This window comes from Streptococcus sp. 68 (assembly GCF_013277415.1).
Taxonomy (GTDB): Bacteria; Bacillota; Bacilli; order Lactobacillales; family Streptococcaceae; genus Streptococcus.
The window spans coordinates 90,781-106,741 of record NZ_VMMX01000003.1; the positions used below are offsets into that span (position 1 = coordinate 90,781).

The window sequence follows — 15,961 nt, forward strand, 5'->3', positions numbered from 1 at the left end:
CCTAAAAGACATTTCCGTTCACAAAAGCAGCGACGAGTAACCTTGTCGTTGCTTTTTGGCTATTTTGGGGATAAGATCCGCCTTGACTAGCGAAAGAAAAGATTAGTCCAATAGTGCCCGATACGATTTTGCGTAGCAGAAAGCTTACAAATAAAATTGAATATAGTAAAATAGGATTAGAAATCTTAAGAAAGTTGGTCCTTTATTGGAAACGATAGTATTTTCAATCTCCGTTTTTTTAGCAGGGATTTTGTCCTTCTTTTCCCCTTGCATTTTTCCTCTGTTACCTGTTTATGCTGGGATTTTATTGGATGATCAGGAAAGCGCAAAAAGTTTTTCTTTGTTTGGGAGAAAGGTTCTCTGGTCAGGTTTGATTCGAACACTTTGCTTTATCGCAGGTATCTCTCTCATTTTCTTTATTCTAGGCTTTGGTGCAGGTTACTTTGGTAATATTCTCTATGCAAATTGGTTTCGATATGTTATGGGAACAATTATTATCATTTTGGGACTTCACCAGATGGAAATTTTTCATTTTAAGAAATTAGAGGTTCAAAAAAGCTTTACTTTTAAGAAATCAGAAGCCAATCGTTATTGGTCAGCCTTTTTACTCGGTATTACCTTTAGCTTTGGTTGGACGCCTTGTATCGGTCCAGTTTTAAGTTCTGTTTTAGCACTTGCGGCTTCTGGAGGAAATGGCGCTTGGCAAGGAGCTATCTATACTCTCATTTACACTCTGGGCATGGCCCTTCCTTTCTTGGTTTTGGCTCTAGCTTCTGGTGTAGTCATGCCTTATTTTAGTAAAATCAAGCGTCATATGATGCTACTAAAGAAAATTGGTGGTTTCCTCATTATTTTAATGGGAATTTTGTTAATACTAGGACAAGTAAATGTTCTAGCTGGAATTTTTGAATAAAGGAGAAAAAGATGAAAAAAGTAATGTTTGCTGGCTTAAGTCTCTTGTCATTAGTTGTATTGATGGCCTGTGCTGAGGAAGAGACTAAAAAAACTCAAGCTCCACAACAGCCAAAACAAGAAACGACTGTACAACAAATAGCAGTTGGAAAAGAGGCTCCAGACTTTACCTTACAATCCATGGATGGTAAAGAAGTTAAGTTATCTGATTTTAAGGGTAAAAAGGTTTACTTGAAGTTTTGGGCTTCATGGTGTGGTCCATGTAAGAAAAGTATGCCTGAGTTGATGGAATTAGCTGCAAAACCAGATCGTGATTTTGAAATTCTTAGTGTCATTGCACCAGGAATTCAAGGTGAAAAAACTGTTGAGCAATTCCCACAATGGTTCCAAGATCAAGGCTATAAGGATATTCCCGTTCTTTATGATACTAAAGCAACCACCTTCCAAGCTTATCAAATTAGAAGCATTCCTACAGAATATCTGATTGATAGTCAAGGGAAGATTGGAAAGATTCAATTTGGTGCTATCAGCAATGCGGATGCAGAAGTAGCCTTTAAAGAAATGAACTAGAATCGATAAAATCTGATTACAAGATGTAGTCAGATTTTTTTAGGAAAATGTTTTATAAATATTCACAAATCTCCTATATTTATGGTAAAATAGAATCATCATTTGATTTTGGAGAAAAAGATGAATATATTTAGAACAAAGAATGTAAGTTTGGATAAAACGGAGATGCACAGGCATTTGAAGTTATGGGATTTGATTTTGCTGGGTATCGGAGCCATGGTAGGGACAGGTGTCTTTACAATTACAGGTACTGCAGCTGCTACGCTTGCTGGTCCAGCCCTAGTGATTTCAATCGTCATTTCTGCCTTGTGCGTGGGATTATCAGCCCTCTTTTTTGCAGAATTTGCTTCACGAGTACCTGCTACAGGTGGTGCCTACAGTTATCTCTATGCTATTTTAGGAGAATTTCCAGCTTGGTTGGCTGGCTGGTTAACCATGATGGAATTCATGACAGCTATATCTGGTGTGGCTTCGGGTTGGGCAGCTTATTTTAAAGGCTTGCTTTCTCAATACGGGATAGCTCTTCCTCAGGCATTAAATGGTACCTTTAATCCTCAAGCAGGAACGTTTGTTGATTTATTGCCTATTCTTGTCTTGGTATTGGTGACCTCGCTTGTTTTACTCAATGCTAAAGCAGCCTTACGCTTTAATTCTATTCTAGTTATTTTGAAATTCTCGGCTTTAGCTCTCTTTGTTTTAGTAGGAATTTGGCATATCAAACTTGATAATTGGAGTAATTTTGCTCCTTATGGTTTTGGACAAATCTATGGTGCTAGTACTGGTATTATGGCTGGTGCCTCCTTAATGTTCTTCGGTTTTTTGGGATTTGAATCCATCTCTATGGCTGTAGATGAGGTCAAGACTCCTCAAAAAAATATTCCTAGAGGGATTGTCTTATCGCTTTCTATCGTAACCATTCTTTATGCCTTGGTGACGCTTGTCTTGACTGGTGTGGTTCACTATAGTCATCTAAATGTCGATGATGCCGTTGCCTTTGCCCTTCGTAGTGTTGGGATTAGTTGGGCAGCCAACTATGTGTCATTAGTGGCTATCTTGACCTTGATTACAGTTTGTATTTCGATGACCTATGCCCTATCGCGTATGATTTACAGTTTAGCGCGTGACGGCTTAATGCCTGCTGCCTTTAAAGAACTGACCAAAACAAGCAAGGTACCCAAAAATGCGACTATCTTGACAGGTCTAGCTTCAGCAGTAGCAGCAGGAATGTTCCCACTAGCTAGTATTGCAGCCTTCTTAAATATTTGTACCTTGGCCTACTTGATTATGCTGGCTTACGGTCTGATTCGCTTACGGAAAGAAAAAGGAATGCCAAAAGCTGGGGAATTTAAAACTCCCTTGGTACCCCTGTTACCGATTTTATCAATCATCATTTGTTTATCCTTTATGTTACAGTATAATATGGAAACCTGGATTGCTTTCTTGATTGCCTTGTTGATAGGAAGTATTATTTACTTCACTTATGGTTATAAGCATTCTACCATAGAAGAATAATACTCTTCGAAAATCTCTTCAAACTACGTCAGCTTCGCCTTGCCGTATGTATGGTTACTGACTTCGTCAGTTTCATCTACAACCTCAAAAACNNCTATCTGCAACCTCAAAGTCGTGCTTTGAGCAGCCTGCGGCTAGCTTCCTAATTTGCTCTTTGATTTTCATTGAGTATATAAAGTGAAAATCTGTTGAGTTGTTGAAACTCAGCAGATTTTTATATGTGAAAGAAATTTCAATTTTTTTCTAAAAATATCTTGACAGATTAAATTTTTAGGAGTAGAATGTTTACTAGTTAATTAAACGGTTAAGGAGTTGTTCATGAAGAAACAAAATTTATTTTTAGTCTTGTTAAGTGTTTTTCTTTTATTGCTAGGAGCCTGTAGTCAAAAGGAAAGCCAGACAGGAAAGGGGATGAAAATTGTGACCAGTTTTTATCCTATCTACGCTATGGTTAAGGAAGTATCTGGTGACTTGAATGATGTTCGGATGATTCAGTCAAGTAGTGGGATTCACTCCTTTGAACCTTCAGCGAATGACATCGCAGCCATCTATGACGCGGATGTCTTTGTTTACCATTCGCATACGCTAGAATCTTGGGCAGGAAGTTTAGATCCCAATCTAAAAAAATCTAAAGTGAAGGTTTTAGAGGCTTCTGAGGGAATGACCTTGGAACGTGTCCCTGGACTAGAGGAAGTGGAAGCAGGGGATGGAGTTGATGAAAAAACGCTCTATGACCCTCACACTTGGCTAGATCCTGAAAAAGCTGGCGAAGAAGCTCAGATTATCGCTGATAAACTTTCAGAGGTGGATAGTGAGCATAAAGAAACTTACCAGAAAAATGCGCAAGCTTTTATCAAAAAAGCTCAAGAATTGACTAAGAAATTCCAGCCTAAATTTGAAAAAGCGACTCAGAAAACATTTGTAACACAACATACGGCCTTTTCTTATCTAGCGAAGAGATTTGGGCTTAATCAACTTGGTATTGCAGGCATCTCTCCTGAACAAGAACCAAGTCCAAGACAACTAACAGAAATTCAGGAATTTGTTAAAACCTATAAGGTTAAAACAATTTTTACGGAAAGTAATGCTTCTTCAAAAGTAGCTGAAACTCTTGTCAAATCAACAGGTGTGAGTCTTAAAACTCTAAATCCTTTAGAGGCAGACCCACAAAATGACAAGACTTATTTAGAAAATCTGGAAGAAAATATGAGTGTTCTAGCAGAAGAATTGAAATGAGGAAAGAATGAAAATCAATAAAAAATATGTAGCAGGTTCAGTGGCAGTCCTTGCCCTAAGTGTTTGTTCCTATGAACTTGGTCGTTACCAAGCTGGTCAGGCTAAGAAAGAGTCTAATCGAGTTGCTTATATAGACGGTGATCAGGCTGGTCAAAAGGCAGAAAATTTGACACCAGATGAAGTCAGTAAGAGAGAGGGAATCAACGCCGAACAAATTGTTATCAAGATTACGGATCAAGGTTATGTGACCTCTCATGGAGACCATTATCATTACTATAATGGCAAGGTTCCTTATGACGCTATCATCAGTGAAGAACTGCTGATGAAAGATCCGAATTATCAGTTGAAGGATTCAGACATTGTCAATGAAATCAAGGGTGGTTATGTTATTAAGGTAAACGGTAAATACTATGTTTACCTTAAAGATGCGGCTCATGCGGACAATATTCGGACAAAAGAAGAGATTAAACGTCAGAAGCAGGAACACAGTCATAATCATAATTCAAGTACAGATAATGCTGTTGCTGCAGCCAGAGCCCAAGGACGCTATACAACGGATGATGGTTATATCTTTAATGCCTCTGATATTATAGAAGATACGGGTGATGCCTATATCGTTCCTCATGGCAATCACTTCCACTATATTCCGAAGAGTGATTTGTCTGCCAGTGAATTAGCTGCTGCCCAAGCCTTCCTATCTGGAAAAGGCGGTCAATTAAGTACGGTTGAATATCGTTCTAGCAGGGGAGAAACAAGATCTAGTGTGAGAACGAGTCAATATGGAACTCCTCAAAATCCTGCAACAGATTCTGAAAGTCAAAGTGAGGATTTAGCTAGTCTCCTTCAAGAATTGTACGCTTTGCCACTTAGCCAACGTCATGTGGAGTCTGATGGATTAGTATTTGACCCAGCACAGATTACAAAACGTACTGCAAATGGGGTCGCAGTTCCTCACGGGGATCATTTCCATTTCATCCCTTATTCGCAAATGTCTGCCTTGGAAGAAAAATTGGCTCGAAATCTACCAATTGGAGCTCAGCCAGTTCAAAAGCATTCTGATAATACGAAACCAAGCAGTACAGATAAACTAAGTTCAACACCAAGTTCAATCATTAAACCAAACTTTAATCTCAATACGCAAGCATCGAATCGAGGAACTGGAGGCGCCTATACAACGGATGATGGATATGTATTTAGTCCGACAGATGTGATTGAAGATACAGGAGACGCTTTTATTGTACCGCATGGCAATCATTTCCACTATATACCAAAAGGCGCTTTGTCTGCAGGGGAATTGGCTGCAGCCCAAGCCTATTGGAATGGGAAGCAGGGGTCTCGTCCTTCTTCAAGTTTTAGTCATAATGCAAATCCAGCTCAACCAAGCTTGTCAGAGAACCACAATCTAACTGTCACTCCAACTTATCATCAGAATCAAGGGGAAGATATTTCAAGCCTTTTACGTGAATTGTATGCCAAACCTTTGTCAGAACGACATGTGGAATCGGATGGCTTGGTATTCGACCCAGCACAAATAACAGATCGTACAGCAAATGGTGTTGCTGTGCCTCACGGAAATCATTATCACTTTATCCCTTATTCACAAATGTCTGATTTAGAGCAGAAGATTGCAAGAATGATTCTGTTAAAAGGGCAAAATGGTGCAGTCGTGCCAGGAATGCATTATTTGAAACCAGCACCAAAACCGCAAGCTCAACCGTCAACTGAGAAAAAACAAACTAATTTTGCAGTAGAACAGGTTGTTAGAAAAGTTGGAAAAGGCTATGTTGTGGAAATTGCTGGTGTCAGTCACTATGTTTTTGCTAAAGACTTGGCTAAGGATAAGATTGATGCTATTGAAAATCTCTTGTCTAAGAAAACTCAAGAGACACATGCTCTAGTTGCGAAGAAAGAAAACGTCTCTTCTCGTGACAAAGAATTTTATGATAAAGCTTATAATCTGTTAACCCAGGCTCATAAAGCCTTGTCTGAAAATAAGGGGCGTGCTGTTGATTTCCAAGCCTTAGACAAATTAGCAGAACGCTTGAATAATGAATCTTCTAATAATAAAGTAAAATTGGTAGATGATTTATTGGCATTTCTAGCACCAATTACCCACCCAGAACGCCTTGGCAAACCAAATGCTCAAATTGCCTATACAAACGATGAAATTAAATTAGCGAAATTAGCAGGTAAATATACAACCTCAGATGGCTACATTTTTGACGAACATGATATTGAAAGTGATGCAGGAAATGCCTACGTCACTCCACACTTGAACCATAGCCACTGGATTAAAAAAGACAGCTTATCTGAAGCTGAAAGGGCAGCAGCTCAGGCTTATGCTAAAGAAAAAGGCTTACAAGCTCCAAATTCTACTGAAGCAAAACCAGAGGCAACAGGGACAGAAGCTATCTATAACCGCGTAACAGCTGAGAACAAGGTACCATTAGAAAAAATACCAAATCATTTACAGTATACTGTAGCTGTACAGAATGGTTACTTTATAATTCCTCACTTTGATCACTATCATAATCTTAAGTTTGCATGGTTTGACGAAGGACTCTATAAGGCACCTGAGGGTTATACCTTAGAAGATTTATTTGCGACTGTAAAATACTACGTTGAACATCCGGACCAACGTCCTCATTCAGATAATGGTTGGGGTAATGCTAGCGACCATGTTCGTAAAAATAAGGCAGACCAAGACGGTAAACCTGATGAAAATAAGGAACATGATGAAGTAAGTGAGCCAACTCGCCCTGAATCTGATGAAAAAGAGAATCACGCTGGTTTAAATCCTTCAGCAGATAATCTTTATAAACCGAGCACTGATGAAGACGAGACAGAGGAAGAAGCTGAAGATACTACAGAAGAGCCAGAAGTCCATCAAGTAGAGACTGAAAAAGTGGAAGCCAAACTCAAAGAAGTAGAAGCTCTACTTGATACAGTAACCGATGCTAGTTTGAAAGCTACTGCGACTGAAACCCTGGCTAGTTTACGAGGTAACTTGAGCCTGCAAACCATGGATAATAATGGAATCATGGCAGAAGCAGAAAAATTACTTGCTTTGTTAAAAGGTAGTGAGTCAGTTACGACGAAACCAGAAGCATAAGTTTATCCTATTAAATCAAGATGATGTAAGAGTCAGTAGCAATACTGGCTTTTATTTTTTTAAATGATATAAAAATCTTGACAGATAAGTTTAAAAAAGGTAAACTATTTACTGGTTAATTAAATGGTTAAATAACCAGTTTAGAAAAAATTGTTTAACCGAGAAAAAGAAGTTAAGAAAAAGCTTCATTATTTATTGAAATGAGGGATTTATGAAATTCAGTAAAAAGTATATAGCAGCTGGATCAGCTGTTATCGTATCCTTGAGTCTATGTGCATATGCACTAAACCAGCATCGTTCGCAGGAAAATAAGGACAATAATCGTGTCTCTTATGTGGATGGCAGTCAGTCAAGTCAGAAAAGTGAAAACTTGACACCAGACCAGGTCAGCCAAAAAGAAGGAATTCAGGCTGAGCAAATTGTCATTAAGATTACAGATCAGGGCTATGTAACGTCACACGGTGACCACTATCATTACTATAATGGGAAAGTTCCTTATGATGCCCTTTTTAGTGAAGAACTCTTGATGAAGGATCCAAACTATCAACTTAAAGACGCTGATATTGTCAATGAAGTCAAAGGTGGTTATATCATCAAGGTCGATGGAACATATTATGTCTACCTAAAAGATGCAGCTCATGCTGATAATGTTCGAACTAAGGATGAAATCAATCGTCAAAAACAAGAACATGTCAAAGATAATGAGAAGGTCAGCTCTGATGTTGCTGTAGCAAGGTCTCAGGGACGCTATACGACAGATGATGGTTATGTCTTTAATCCAGCTGATATTATCGAAGATACGGGTGATGCTTATATCGTTCCCCACGGAGGTCACTATCACTACATTCCAAAAAGTGATTTGTCTGCTAGTGAATTAGCAGCAGCAAAAGCTCATCTAGCTGGCAAAAATACGCAACCAAGTCAGCTAAGCTATTCTTCAACAGCTAGTGACAATAACACGCAATCTGTAGCACAAGGCTCAACTAGCAAGCCAGAAAGCAAAGTTGAAAATCTCCAAAGTCTATTGAAAGAACTCTATGATTTACCTAGCGACCAACGTTACAGTGAGTCAGATGGTCTGGTTTTTGACCCTGCTAAGATTATCAGCCGTACGCCAAATGGAGTTGCGATTCCGCATGGCGACCATTATCACTTTATTCCTTATAGCAAACTTTCTGCTTTAGAAGAAAAGATTGCTAGAATGGTGCCTATCGGTGGAACTGATTCTACGGTCTCTACAAATGAAAAACCTCATGAAGTAGCGTCTAGTCCATCTACTTTGAATCATGCCTCATTACTCACAAATAAGCCTATCTCTTCAACATCTGATGGCTATATTTTTAATCCAAAAGATATTGTTGAGGAAACAGCAACAGCTTATATCGTAAGACATGGTGATCATTTCCATTACATTCCTAAGTTGAATCAAATTGGACAACCGACTCTTCCAAGTAATAGTCTAACAACACCTTCGCCATCTCTTCCAATCAATCCAGGAACTTCACATGAGGAACATGAAGAAGATGGTCACGGCTTTGATGCTAATCGTATTATCGCTGAAGATGAATCAGGATTTATCATGACTCATGGTAATCACAATCATTACTTCTTCAAGAAAGATTTGACAGCAGACCAAATTAAGGCAGCGCAAGACCACTTGAAAGGGGCAAATACAGCAACACCAAATCCAGCTCATGATGACGATCACGATGACGATCACGATGAAGATCATCATGGACACCATCATGATGAAGACCATGATCACAGTTTTGATGCCGATCGTGTCATTAGTGAGGATGATCAAGGCTTTGTCATGACTCATGGTAACCACAATCATTACTTCTTCAAGAAGGACTTGACAGCTGATCAAATTAAGGAAGCTCAGGATCATTTGAAAGCACATCATGATGCAGAGCCTGTTCAACCTCTTGCTAAAACAGTAGAGTCTTTCTCAAGAGATGCTAGTGATGAAGAAAAGATTGCTTACATTTCTAAGACCTATGGTGTTCCACTTGAAGCTATTAGAATTTCAAACGGATTCTTTGTCTTTGGAAATCCAGACCAAGCCTACGATCCAACTCATATCCACCCATATGCTGTTCGTAAGGAACATGTTCGACTTCCACTCCAAACTGGCAATACAGAGCTTGATTTCCTAAATGAACTTTATACGACTGCCTTACGTGATGGTGTGTCTCCTTATAGTTTGCAGGTAGAAAATGGTAGTTTTGTGATTCCTCATGGCGACCACAATCACTATATCAAGGTTCAAACGAAGGGATATGAAGTGGCTTTGAAAAACAAGATTCCAGCCCTACAATCCAATTATCAACCTGGAGCCTTTGATGAGAAGGCAGTCTTGGAAAAAGTAGATCAACTTCTAGCTGATAGCAGAAGTATCTATAAAGACAAACCTATCGAACAAAGACAGATTGAGTTAGCTTTAGGTCAGTTTACTGAAAATATGAAGAAACTGGCAACCAACTCTACTGTGGGCTATCTAAAAACACTTGACCTCTTTGATAAACAATACATCCATATTGATGAAAGTGTCAAACCTGTTGAAACAAGTGCTTTAGATAAGAAATATCAATCCTTGATTGATAAAATCAATACACTAGATACAGACTCTTATGGGCTTCCTAAGAAAGACCTTCTCGTTCGACTCCAAGAAGCTAAATTGGCAAAAGATGAGGCTGGTTTAGTAGCGGTTGAATCACAACTTCAAGCCTTGCAAGATTTTAATGACCGAACAGGTGTTACAACTGTGGAATACATCAAGTATTTCTACGAACACGTAAATGACGGTCGTTTGAGTGATGAACTTCGAAATAAAGTAGCTCAGTTGACTTGGACCTTGTATCAATCTCAATCCTTCCTTAAGGCAGCAGAATTGAACAAATTATTCCCAAGCATCTATCAGGCAAAACAAGAAGTAGAAGAGGCTTTGAAAAATCAGCCAGCTTCTACAAAAGTAAATGAAACAGTTTTAGATAAAGAAACAGTTGATAACCAATCTGCTAAGCAAGCGATTTATGAATTTTTGAAAGATCTTTATCCTGATCTTAAAAAAGAAGAGCATGTCAATCATGTTAGCAAGGAAGAAGTAGAAAGTCTTTTGAGCAAGGCAACTCAACTCTTGGAGCAAATCCAAGAAGAAGGAATCAGACAATCCTTGGCAGAAGAAGTAGAAAATCTCAAAGCTGCTACAAACAAGGCTGATGCAGACTTGGATGAAGTAAACAGCCAGGTGAAAGATGTCTTGACTCGTATCGCTAGCGCCCTTCAACAGGAAAAGGAAAATGCTGAGCAAGATCCTCAGACACTTGTACTCTATCAAAAACTCTACGATATTCTCATATCGCTTCACTCTTATTTAGAAAGTAATAATGGATCTGATGCGGACTTTGATAAAGTGGATGCATTACTAGATCAACTTTCTGCTAAGAGTAAAGACAAAGCAGCTTTACTTGAATTGACAAAAGCTATTCTAGTTTTGAATCACCAAATCCAGTCAAAAGCTAGCGCAAGTGAAGAAACAAGTCCAGCAAGAAATGCTGAAGCAAATGGTGATAACACCAGTGCTGAGAACCAACCAAACGCAACTGCAGAATCTAACAGTGAAACTGCTAGCGACGAAAACAAACCGAGCAACGCAAGAGATTCTAAACCTGCTGAACCAGCTTCAGAAAAGGTAACAACAGAATCTACAACAAGTGCTGGAAATTAAGAAAAACCAGCATAATCATAACCACCCGTCAAACGGGTGGTTTGTCTCAGGGATATAAGCCCAAATTACCAGCCAGCGCCTAAAGACGCTGGCTTTCACTTTGTTCAAGCCTCATTGCTCTTGACTCGTCACTTGCCTCTTAAAGAGGCTTTAGTATTACTTACCACTATCCCTAAAGGGATCCTCATATTCTTTTACACTCAATTTATCTAGTGCTATATCATGCTTTTCCTGTTCTTGGATATATTTCTTAATTGTGGCTTCATTAAGCCCTACTGTACTTACATAATAACCTTCTGCCCAGAAATGCCGATTTCCAAACTTGTACTTGAGATTGGCGTGTTTGTCAAACATCATGAGTGCACTTTTTCCTTTTAAATAACCCATGAAACTCGAAACACTTATCCTTGGTGGAATACTTACTAACATGTGTACATGGTCTGGCATTAAGTGACCCTCGATAATTTCAACTCCTTTATAACTACACAAGCGATGAAATATTTCGCCTAAACTACTTCGATATTGATTATAGATAACTTTTCGTCTATACTTAGGGGTGAACACAATGTGATACTTACAATGCCACTTTGTGTGCGATAAACTATGAGCCTTTTGTGCCATATTTTTCTCCTTTCGCTTTACAATTGGCTTGAACACCTTTATTGTATCGCGTTCGGAGTTTTTTTGGTATAACCTTCGACGCGCACCCGCATAGCGGGTGGTTTTTTTGTCTCGCACCTAACGGAGCGAGACGGACTAATAGTCACATAATAAAAAGAAAGGCGAAGTAGCTAAGCTACCTCGTCTTTTTAGCCTTTATAAGCTACGATACCAATGATGGTATCAACTGCGCGTTCCATAGTCTGAAGGCTGACGTATTCAAAACGTCCGTGCATATTTTCGCCACCAGCAAAGATATTCGGAGTTGGGATTCCCATAAAGGAAATCTTAGAGCCGTCTGTCCCTCCACGAATTGGTTCGATAATAGGAGTGATACCCAGATCTTCCATAACGGCTTTAGCAATGGTAATTGGAGTCATATCTTTTTCAATGACTTCTTTCATATTGTAGTACTGGTCTGTCAAGTTGAGAGTGACACGGTCGCTACCAAGTTCTTGATTCATCTGATCAGCGATAGACTGCATAGCTGCTTTACGCGCTTCAAAGGCATCTTTTTCAAAATCACGAATGATGTAGCTTGCACGCGCCTCCTCAACGCTTCCATCCATATCCATAAGATGATAAAAACCTTGGTAGCCATCCGTTAACTCAGGTCTGTCATTCTCTGGAAGTTGATTGTGAAAATCAATTGCTAGCTGAAGGGCGTTGACCATCTGACCTTTGGCAGTACCAGGATGGACATTGCGTCCTTGGAAATGCAATTCAGCACCAGCTGCTGAGAAGGTCTCGTACTGAAGTTCGCCCAGTGGACCACCATCAACAGTGTAGGCAAAATCCACATCAAAATCATCTGCATCAAATTTATTAGCACCAACACCGATTTCCTCATCTGGACCAAAACCAACACGAATCTCACAGTGTTTGATTTCAGGGTGAGCAGTTAGATATTCAATAGCAGTCATAATTTCAGCAATACCAGACTTGTCATCAGCCCCTAGCAAGGTTGTTCCATCGGTTGTGATGAGCGTTTGTCCTGGATATTTTTCAAGACTCTTGAAGTCGGCTGGATCTAGTTTAAAACCAGAATTTCCTAGTTCAATCACACCACCATCGTAGTTTTCAATCACCTGCGGATTAACTCCTTCGGCATTAAAGTCAGCAGTATCCATGTGGGAGATAAAGCCAATCTTACGCGTTAAAGATGGATCATTGGCTGGTAAGGTCCCAATTGCAAAACCATTTGGCAGATAATAAACATTTTGCAGTCCAACACGTTTCATTTCAGGGATAAGAACATTGGTTGCGAAGTCAACCTGACTCTGTGTACTAGGAGTAGTAGTAGAGTGTTCATCAGAGCGCGTGTTGACCTTAACGTAGGTTAAGAAGCGGTCCAAGAGATTGGGGTAAGTCATAAAAAACTCCTTTTGAATTCATTTTTTCCATTGTATCATAGAAAGAAAAGAAAAACAAAAGACAGAAGTTAAGGAAATTCACTATGTTGGCGTTTACTTATTAATAGATAAATGATAAAATAAACTTGATAAAAATATCACAAGGAAGCAGTTATGAAAAAAAGCAATTTTAATGATGACATTCGGTTCGCCAGAAGAGATTACCTTTGAAGGTGTGGCTGATTTTTTCACAAATATTTGTCGCGGAGTGAGACCTCAAGACCACGAGATTCAAACACTCTATGATAATTATGTACGAATTGGAGGTACGCCTCTGCAAAGAATTACCCGTGAAGAGGTTGCCTTAGTAGAAGCTAGACTGGGGAATGAGTATAGTGTTTATTTTGCTAATAAATTTTCTAGACCTTTTATCCCAGATGTGATTGGTCAGATGGAAGCAGACGGTATTGAGCAGTGTATTTGCTTGATTTTAGAACCTCATTATTCTTTCTACTCTGTCATGGGCTATGAAAAATTTTTAGAAAGCAAGCAAATTCAATTTTTAGTCATTAAGGACTGGTATCAGGAAGAAGCACTCTTAAACTATTGGGCAGATGAAATTGGTAAAATTTTAAAAGAAGAAGTAAAGCGGGATAGCTTTAAAGTCATCTTTTCAGCCCACAGTGTGCCCATTTTTGCCTTGGATTTTGGAGATCCTTATATCGATCAAATTTTCGAAAATAGCAAGTTAGTCGCTGAAAAACTAGGTTTGAGTTCCGAACAATATACAAATACTTGGCAAAGTGAGAGTGATATTGGGATTCCATGGATTAAGCCAGATGTATTAGAATATCTCAGAGAACAGACAGAACATCCAGACCATTATATTTTTGTTCCTATCAGCTTCATTAGCGAGCATATTGAAGTCTTGTTTGATAATGATGTGGAATGTTATGACTTGTGTCAAGAATTGGGTGTCAACTACCATCGTCCCCCAATGCCAAATACGGATTCTCGTTTGATTGATGCTTTGGTCAATACAGTTAGAGTCAATGCACATCAGGAGTTTAAGGAATTTCTCCCAGAAGAAGAAACCTTTGATGAATTAGTTCCTTCAGATGAGACGAAAAACATTTTGGCTGAATCTCAAGATTTACAAATGCCTGAATTTGTGAAAAAACTAATTGAGAAAAAAAGTCGGGAGAATGTCAAGATGCCTTATCTTATCAAGAAGATGCTAGAAAAAGCAGGCAAGTTACCCAAAGAGTAAAGAAAAAAGGATTTAGCTTTGTGCTAGATCCTTTTAAACGATTATTTTTTCTCAAGAAGAGCTTTGATTTCTTGAAGGACTTCCAATTCGGTTGGTTTTTTTTCGTCAGTTTTTTCTTCCTTTATGCCAGTCAGTTTCTGTGCTTTTTCAATACCCTTGATAATAAAGAAGAGGGCGGTACCCACAAAGATAAAATTGATAATAGCACTTAAAAAGTTACCATAGCCGACTCCATGCCAAGAAAGTTGAGCGATACGTTCGACTTTAGCAGCTTTCAAAGCTGGATTTAAAATAAGAGGAGTGATAATGTCGTTTACAAGTGAAGTAACGATAGCACCAAAAGCAGAGGCAATGACAACACCGACAGCAAGGTCAATAACATTTCCTCGAAGCAAGAATGATTTTAGATTTTTTAACATACTGTTTTCCTTTCAACGTTTCGTGTTTCATTGTATCCTAAATCATTATAGAAGGCAATTAAAAGGCTCATAAATGGAACATTATTTTCTAAAAATATAGACCTTGCTCAAGATATAATTGATGATAATAATGAGTATTTGTGCAATTATTGTTTCAATAGCATTTATCTTATCAATGTTTTCATTTACGAATTGCCCTATGATATGAGGGAATTGAGTCACAAACAGAAAAGTAAAGAGCAAATCTAACAGAAAAGTAGAAAGGCGGGCAAGAAAAAATTTCACTAAACGGATAAGTCGACTCTTCCTTGCTTGCTTAAATACAATCGTATCATTTGTGATAAAGGCAAATAGGATACCAATAATATTTGCTAGGGCGGTAGCAAGGAGTTCCTGATGACTTAGTTGATAAATGACTAGTCGTGAGAGAATCGAAACTAGAGTTGTTGCAAGGCCAAAAAAGAGATAGGCTAAGATTTCATTGTTAAAAAATTTTTGAATAGGTTTTTTCATGCTTTAAGTATAGCATAAAGCAGGCTATTGTGCTATACTAGTAAGGTTGAATAAAGCAACCCTTGGTGCTTAGCTTCTTTCACCAAGCATATTACACGCGGATAACCGCCAAAGGAGAAAAGATGAAAAAATTAACTATTCGTGATGTTGCAGATATTGCAATCGTCGCTGCTATCTACGTCGTTTTGACTGTCACACCGCCCCTAAATGCCATCAGCTATGGTGCTTATCAGTTTCGTATTTCAGAAATGATGAACTTTATGGCTTTTTACAATCCTAAGTACATCATCGGAGTTACTATCGGTTGTATGATTGCTAATTTCTTTAGCTTCGGACTGCTAGATGTTTTTGTTGGTGGTGGATCAACCTTGGTATTCCTCAGTTTAGGTGTTTGGCTTTTTGCAAAATACAGCAAGGATTACCTCTTTAACGGATTGATTCGAAAAGATCATTTCTTCTTTTCAATCCTCTTTTCAATTTCCATGTTTACCATCGCTGCAGAGTTAAATATTGTAGCAGAATTACCATTCTTCCTTACTTGGTTTACAACAGGAATTGGTGAATTTGCTTCATTGATTATTGGAGCGATTATTATTGGTAAAATTGGTCGTCGAATTGATTTAAGCAAATAGAATAGGACAAGCTAGGTAGCCTTTACCTGGCTTTTTCTTATGG

At 38.6% G+C, this 15,961-nt stretch carries 12 protein-coding genes and 1 riboswitch; of the genes, 8 read left to right on the plus strand and 4 right to left on the minus strand.

All coding sequences use genetic code 11. The annotated features are described in order from the left end of the window. Nucleotides 1-205 precede the first annotated feature (205 nt). The 6 genes from ccdA2 to HT720_RS01300 all read left to right on the plus strand — a co-directional run bounded on the left by ccdA2 (nucleotide 206) and on the right by HT720_RS01300 (nucleotide 11,072). Entirely contained in the window at nucleotides 206-913 is a 708-nt protein-coding gene (gene ccdA2, locus HT720_RS01275) for a thiol-disulfide oxidoreductase-associated membrane protein CcdA2 (protein ID WP_173274476.1), read from the plus strand. An 11-nt stretch (nucleotides 914-924) separates the two neighbouring features. After that, nucleotides 925-1,482, plus strand: coding sequence for a thiol-disulfide oxidoreductase-associated lipoprotein SdbB (sdbB, locus tag HT720_RS01280; protein WP_173274477.1), 558 nt, complete (start codon nucleotides 925-927; stop codon nucleotides 1,480-1,482). Nucleotides 1,483-1,602: 120 nt separating this feature from the next. Beyond that, entirely contained in the window at nucleotides 1,603-2,994 is a 1,392-nt protein-coding gene (locus HT720_RS01285; RefSeq protein WP_173274478.1) for an amino acid permease, read from the plus strand. Nucleotides 2,995-3,312: 318 nt separating this feature from the next. Continuing rightward, nucleotides 3,313-4,230, plus strand: a complete 918-nt coding sequence (gene adcAII / locus HT720_RS01290) for a zinc-binding lipoprotein AdcAII (protein ID WP_173274479.1) — start codon at nucleotides 3,313-3,315, stop codon at nucleotides 4,228-4,230. Nucleotides 4,231-4,237: 7 nt separating this feature from the next. After that, nucleotides 4,238-7,342 carry a pneumococcal-type histidine triad protein gene (locus HT720_RS01295; RefSeq protein WP_173274480.1) on the plus strand — a complete coding sequence of 1,035 codons (3,105 nt, stop codon included), beginning with the start codon at nucleotides 4,238-4,240 and terminating at the stop codon, nucleotides 7,340-7,342. A gap of 211 nt (nucleotides 7,343-7,553) precedes the next feature. After that, on the plus strand, nucleotides 7,554-11,072 hold the full coding sequence (locus tag HT720_RS01300; protein WP_173274481.1) for a pneumococcal-type histidine triad protein: 3,519 nt from the start codon (nucleotides 7,554-7,556) through the stop codon (nucleotides 11,070-11,072). A 156-nt stretch (nucleotides 11,073-11,228) separates the two neighbouring features. Here the strand turns inward: HT720_RS01300 and tnpA are convergent, their stop codons facing one another. Together tnpA and pepT are read right to left on the minus strand one after the other, a co-directional pair. Beyond that, the gene (tnpA, locus tag HT720_RS01305; protein ID WP_000057429.1) at nucleotides 11,229-11,693 is read right to left on the minus strand and encodes an IS200/IS605 family transposase; all 465 of its coding nucleotides are present in this window, start codon (nucleotides 11,691-11,693) and stop codon (nucleotides 11,229-11,231) included. A gap of 188 nt (nucleotides 11,694-11,881) precedes the next feature. Continuing rightward, complete coding sequence (gene pepT / locus HT720_RS01310; protein ID WP_173274482.1) at nucleotides 11,882-13,105, minus strand: peptidase T; 1,224 nt, start codon at nucleotides 13,103-13,105, stop codon at nucleotides 11,882-11,884. Nucleotides 13,106-13,277: 172 nt separating this feature from the next. Between pepT and hemH the strand changes: the two genes are divergently transcribed. Continuing rightward, a complete protein-coding gene (gene hemH, locus HT720_RS01315) occupies nucleotides 13,278-14,354 on the plus strand; it encodes a ferrochelatase (protein WP_173274483.1) in 1,077 nt (358 codons plus the stop codon). A gap of 41 nt (nucleotides 14,355-14,395) precedes the next feature. Here hemH and mscL read toward each other — a convergent pair whose 3' ends face one another. Both mscL and HT720_RS01325 read right to left on the minus strand, forming a co-directional pair. Further along, complete coding sequence (gene mscL / locus HT720_RS01320; protein ID WP_000916792.1) at nucleotides 14,396-14,773, minus strand: large conductance mechanosensitive channel protein MscL; 378 nt, start codon at nucleotides 14,771-14,773, stop codon at nucleotides 14,396-14,398. Between the two features lie 81 nt (nucleotides 14,774-14,854). Continuing rightward, nucleotides 14,855-15,286 carry a GtrA family protein gene (locus HT720_RS01325; RefSeq protein ID WP_173274484.1) on the minus strand — a complete coding sequence of 144 codons (432 nt, stop codon included), beginning with the start codon at nucleotides 15,284-15,286 and terminating at the stop codon, nucleotides 14,855-14,857. A gap of 28 nt (nucleotides 15,287-15,314) precedes the next feature. After that, a riboswitch (PreQ1 riboswitch) is annotated at nucleotides 15,315-15,411 on the plus strand. Between HT720_RS01325 and HT720_RS01330 the strand changes: the two genes are divergently transcribed. Then, on the plus strand, nucleotides 15,409-15,918 hold the full coding sequence (locus tag HT720_RS01330) for a QueT transporter family protein (protein WP_000737071.1): 510 nt from the start codon (nucleotides 15,409-15,411) through the stop codon (nucleotides 15,916-15,918). (Overlaps the previous riboswitch by 3 nt.) The last annotated feature ends 43 nt before the right edge of the window (nucleotides 15,919-15,961 follow it).

Coding starts and splice junctions, on each gene's coding strand:
- sdbB (WP_173274477.1), top strand. CDS start 925: ATGAAAAAAGTAATGTTTGCTGGCTTAAGTCTCTTGTCATTAGTTGTA.
- HT720_RS01285 (WP_173274478.1), top strand. CDS start 1,603: ATGAATATATTTAGAACAAAGAATGTAAGTTTGGATAAAACGGAGATG.
- adcAII (WP_173274479.1), top strand. CDS start 3,313: ATGAAGAAACAAAATTTATTTTTAGTCTTGTTAAGTGTTTTTCTTTTA.
- HT720_RS01295 (WP_173274480.1), top strand. CDS start 4,238: ATGAAAATCAATAAAAAATATGTAGCAGGTTCAGTGGCAGTCCTTGCC.
- HT720_RS01300 (WP_173274481.1), top strand. CDS start 7,554: ATGAAATTCAGTAAAAAGTATATAGCAGCTGGATCAGCTGTTATCGTA.
- tnpA (WP_000057429.1), bottom strand. CDS start 11,693: ATGGCACAAAAGGCTCATAGTTTATCGCACACAAAGTGGCATTGTAAG.
- pepT (WP_173274482.1), bottom strand. CDS start 13,105: ATGACTTACCCCAATCTCTTGGACCGCTTCTTAACCTACGTTAAGGTC.
- hemH (WP_173274483.1), top strand. CDS start 13,278: ATGATGACATTCGGTTCGCCAGAAGAGATTACCTTTGAAGGTGTGGCT.
- mscL (WP_000916792.1), bottom strand. CDS start 14,773: ATGTTAAAAAATCTAAAATCATTCTTGCTTCGAGGAAATGTTATTGAC.
- HT720_RS01325 (WP_173274484.1), bottom strand. CDS start 15,286: ATGAAAAAACCTATTCAAAAATTTTTTAACAATGAAATCTTAGCCTAT.
- HT720_RS01330 (WP_000737071.1), top strand. CDS start 15,409: ATGAAAAAATTAACTATTCGTGATGTTGCAGATATTGCAATCGTCGCT.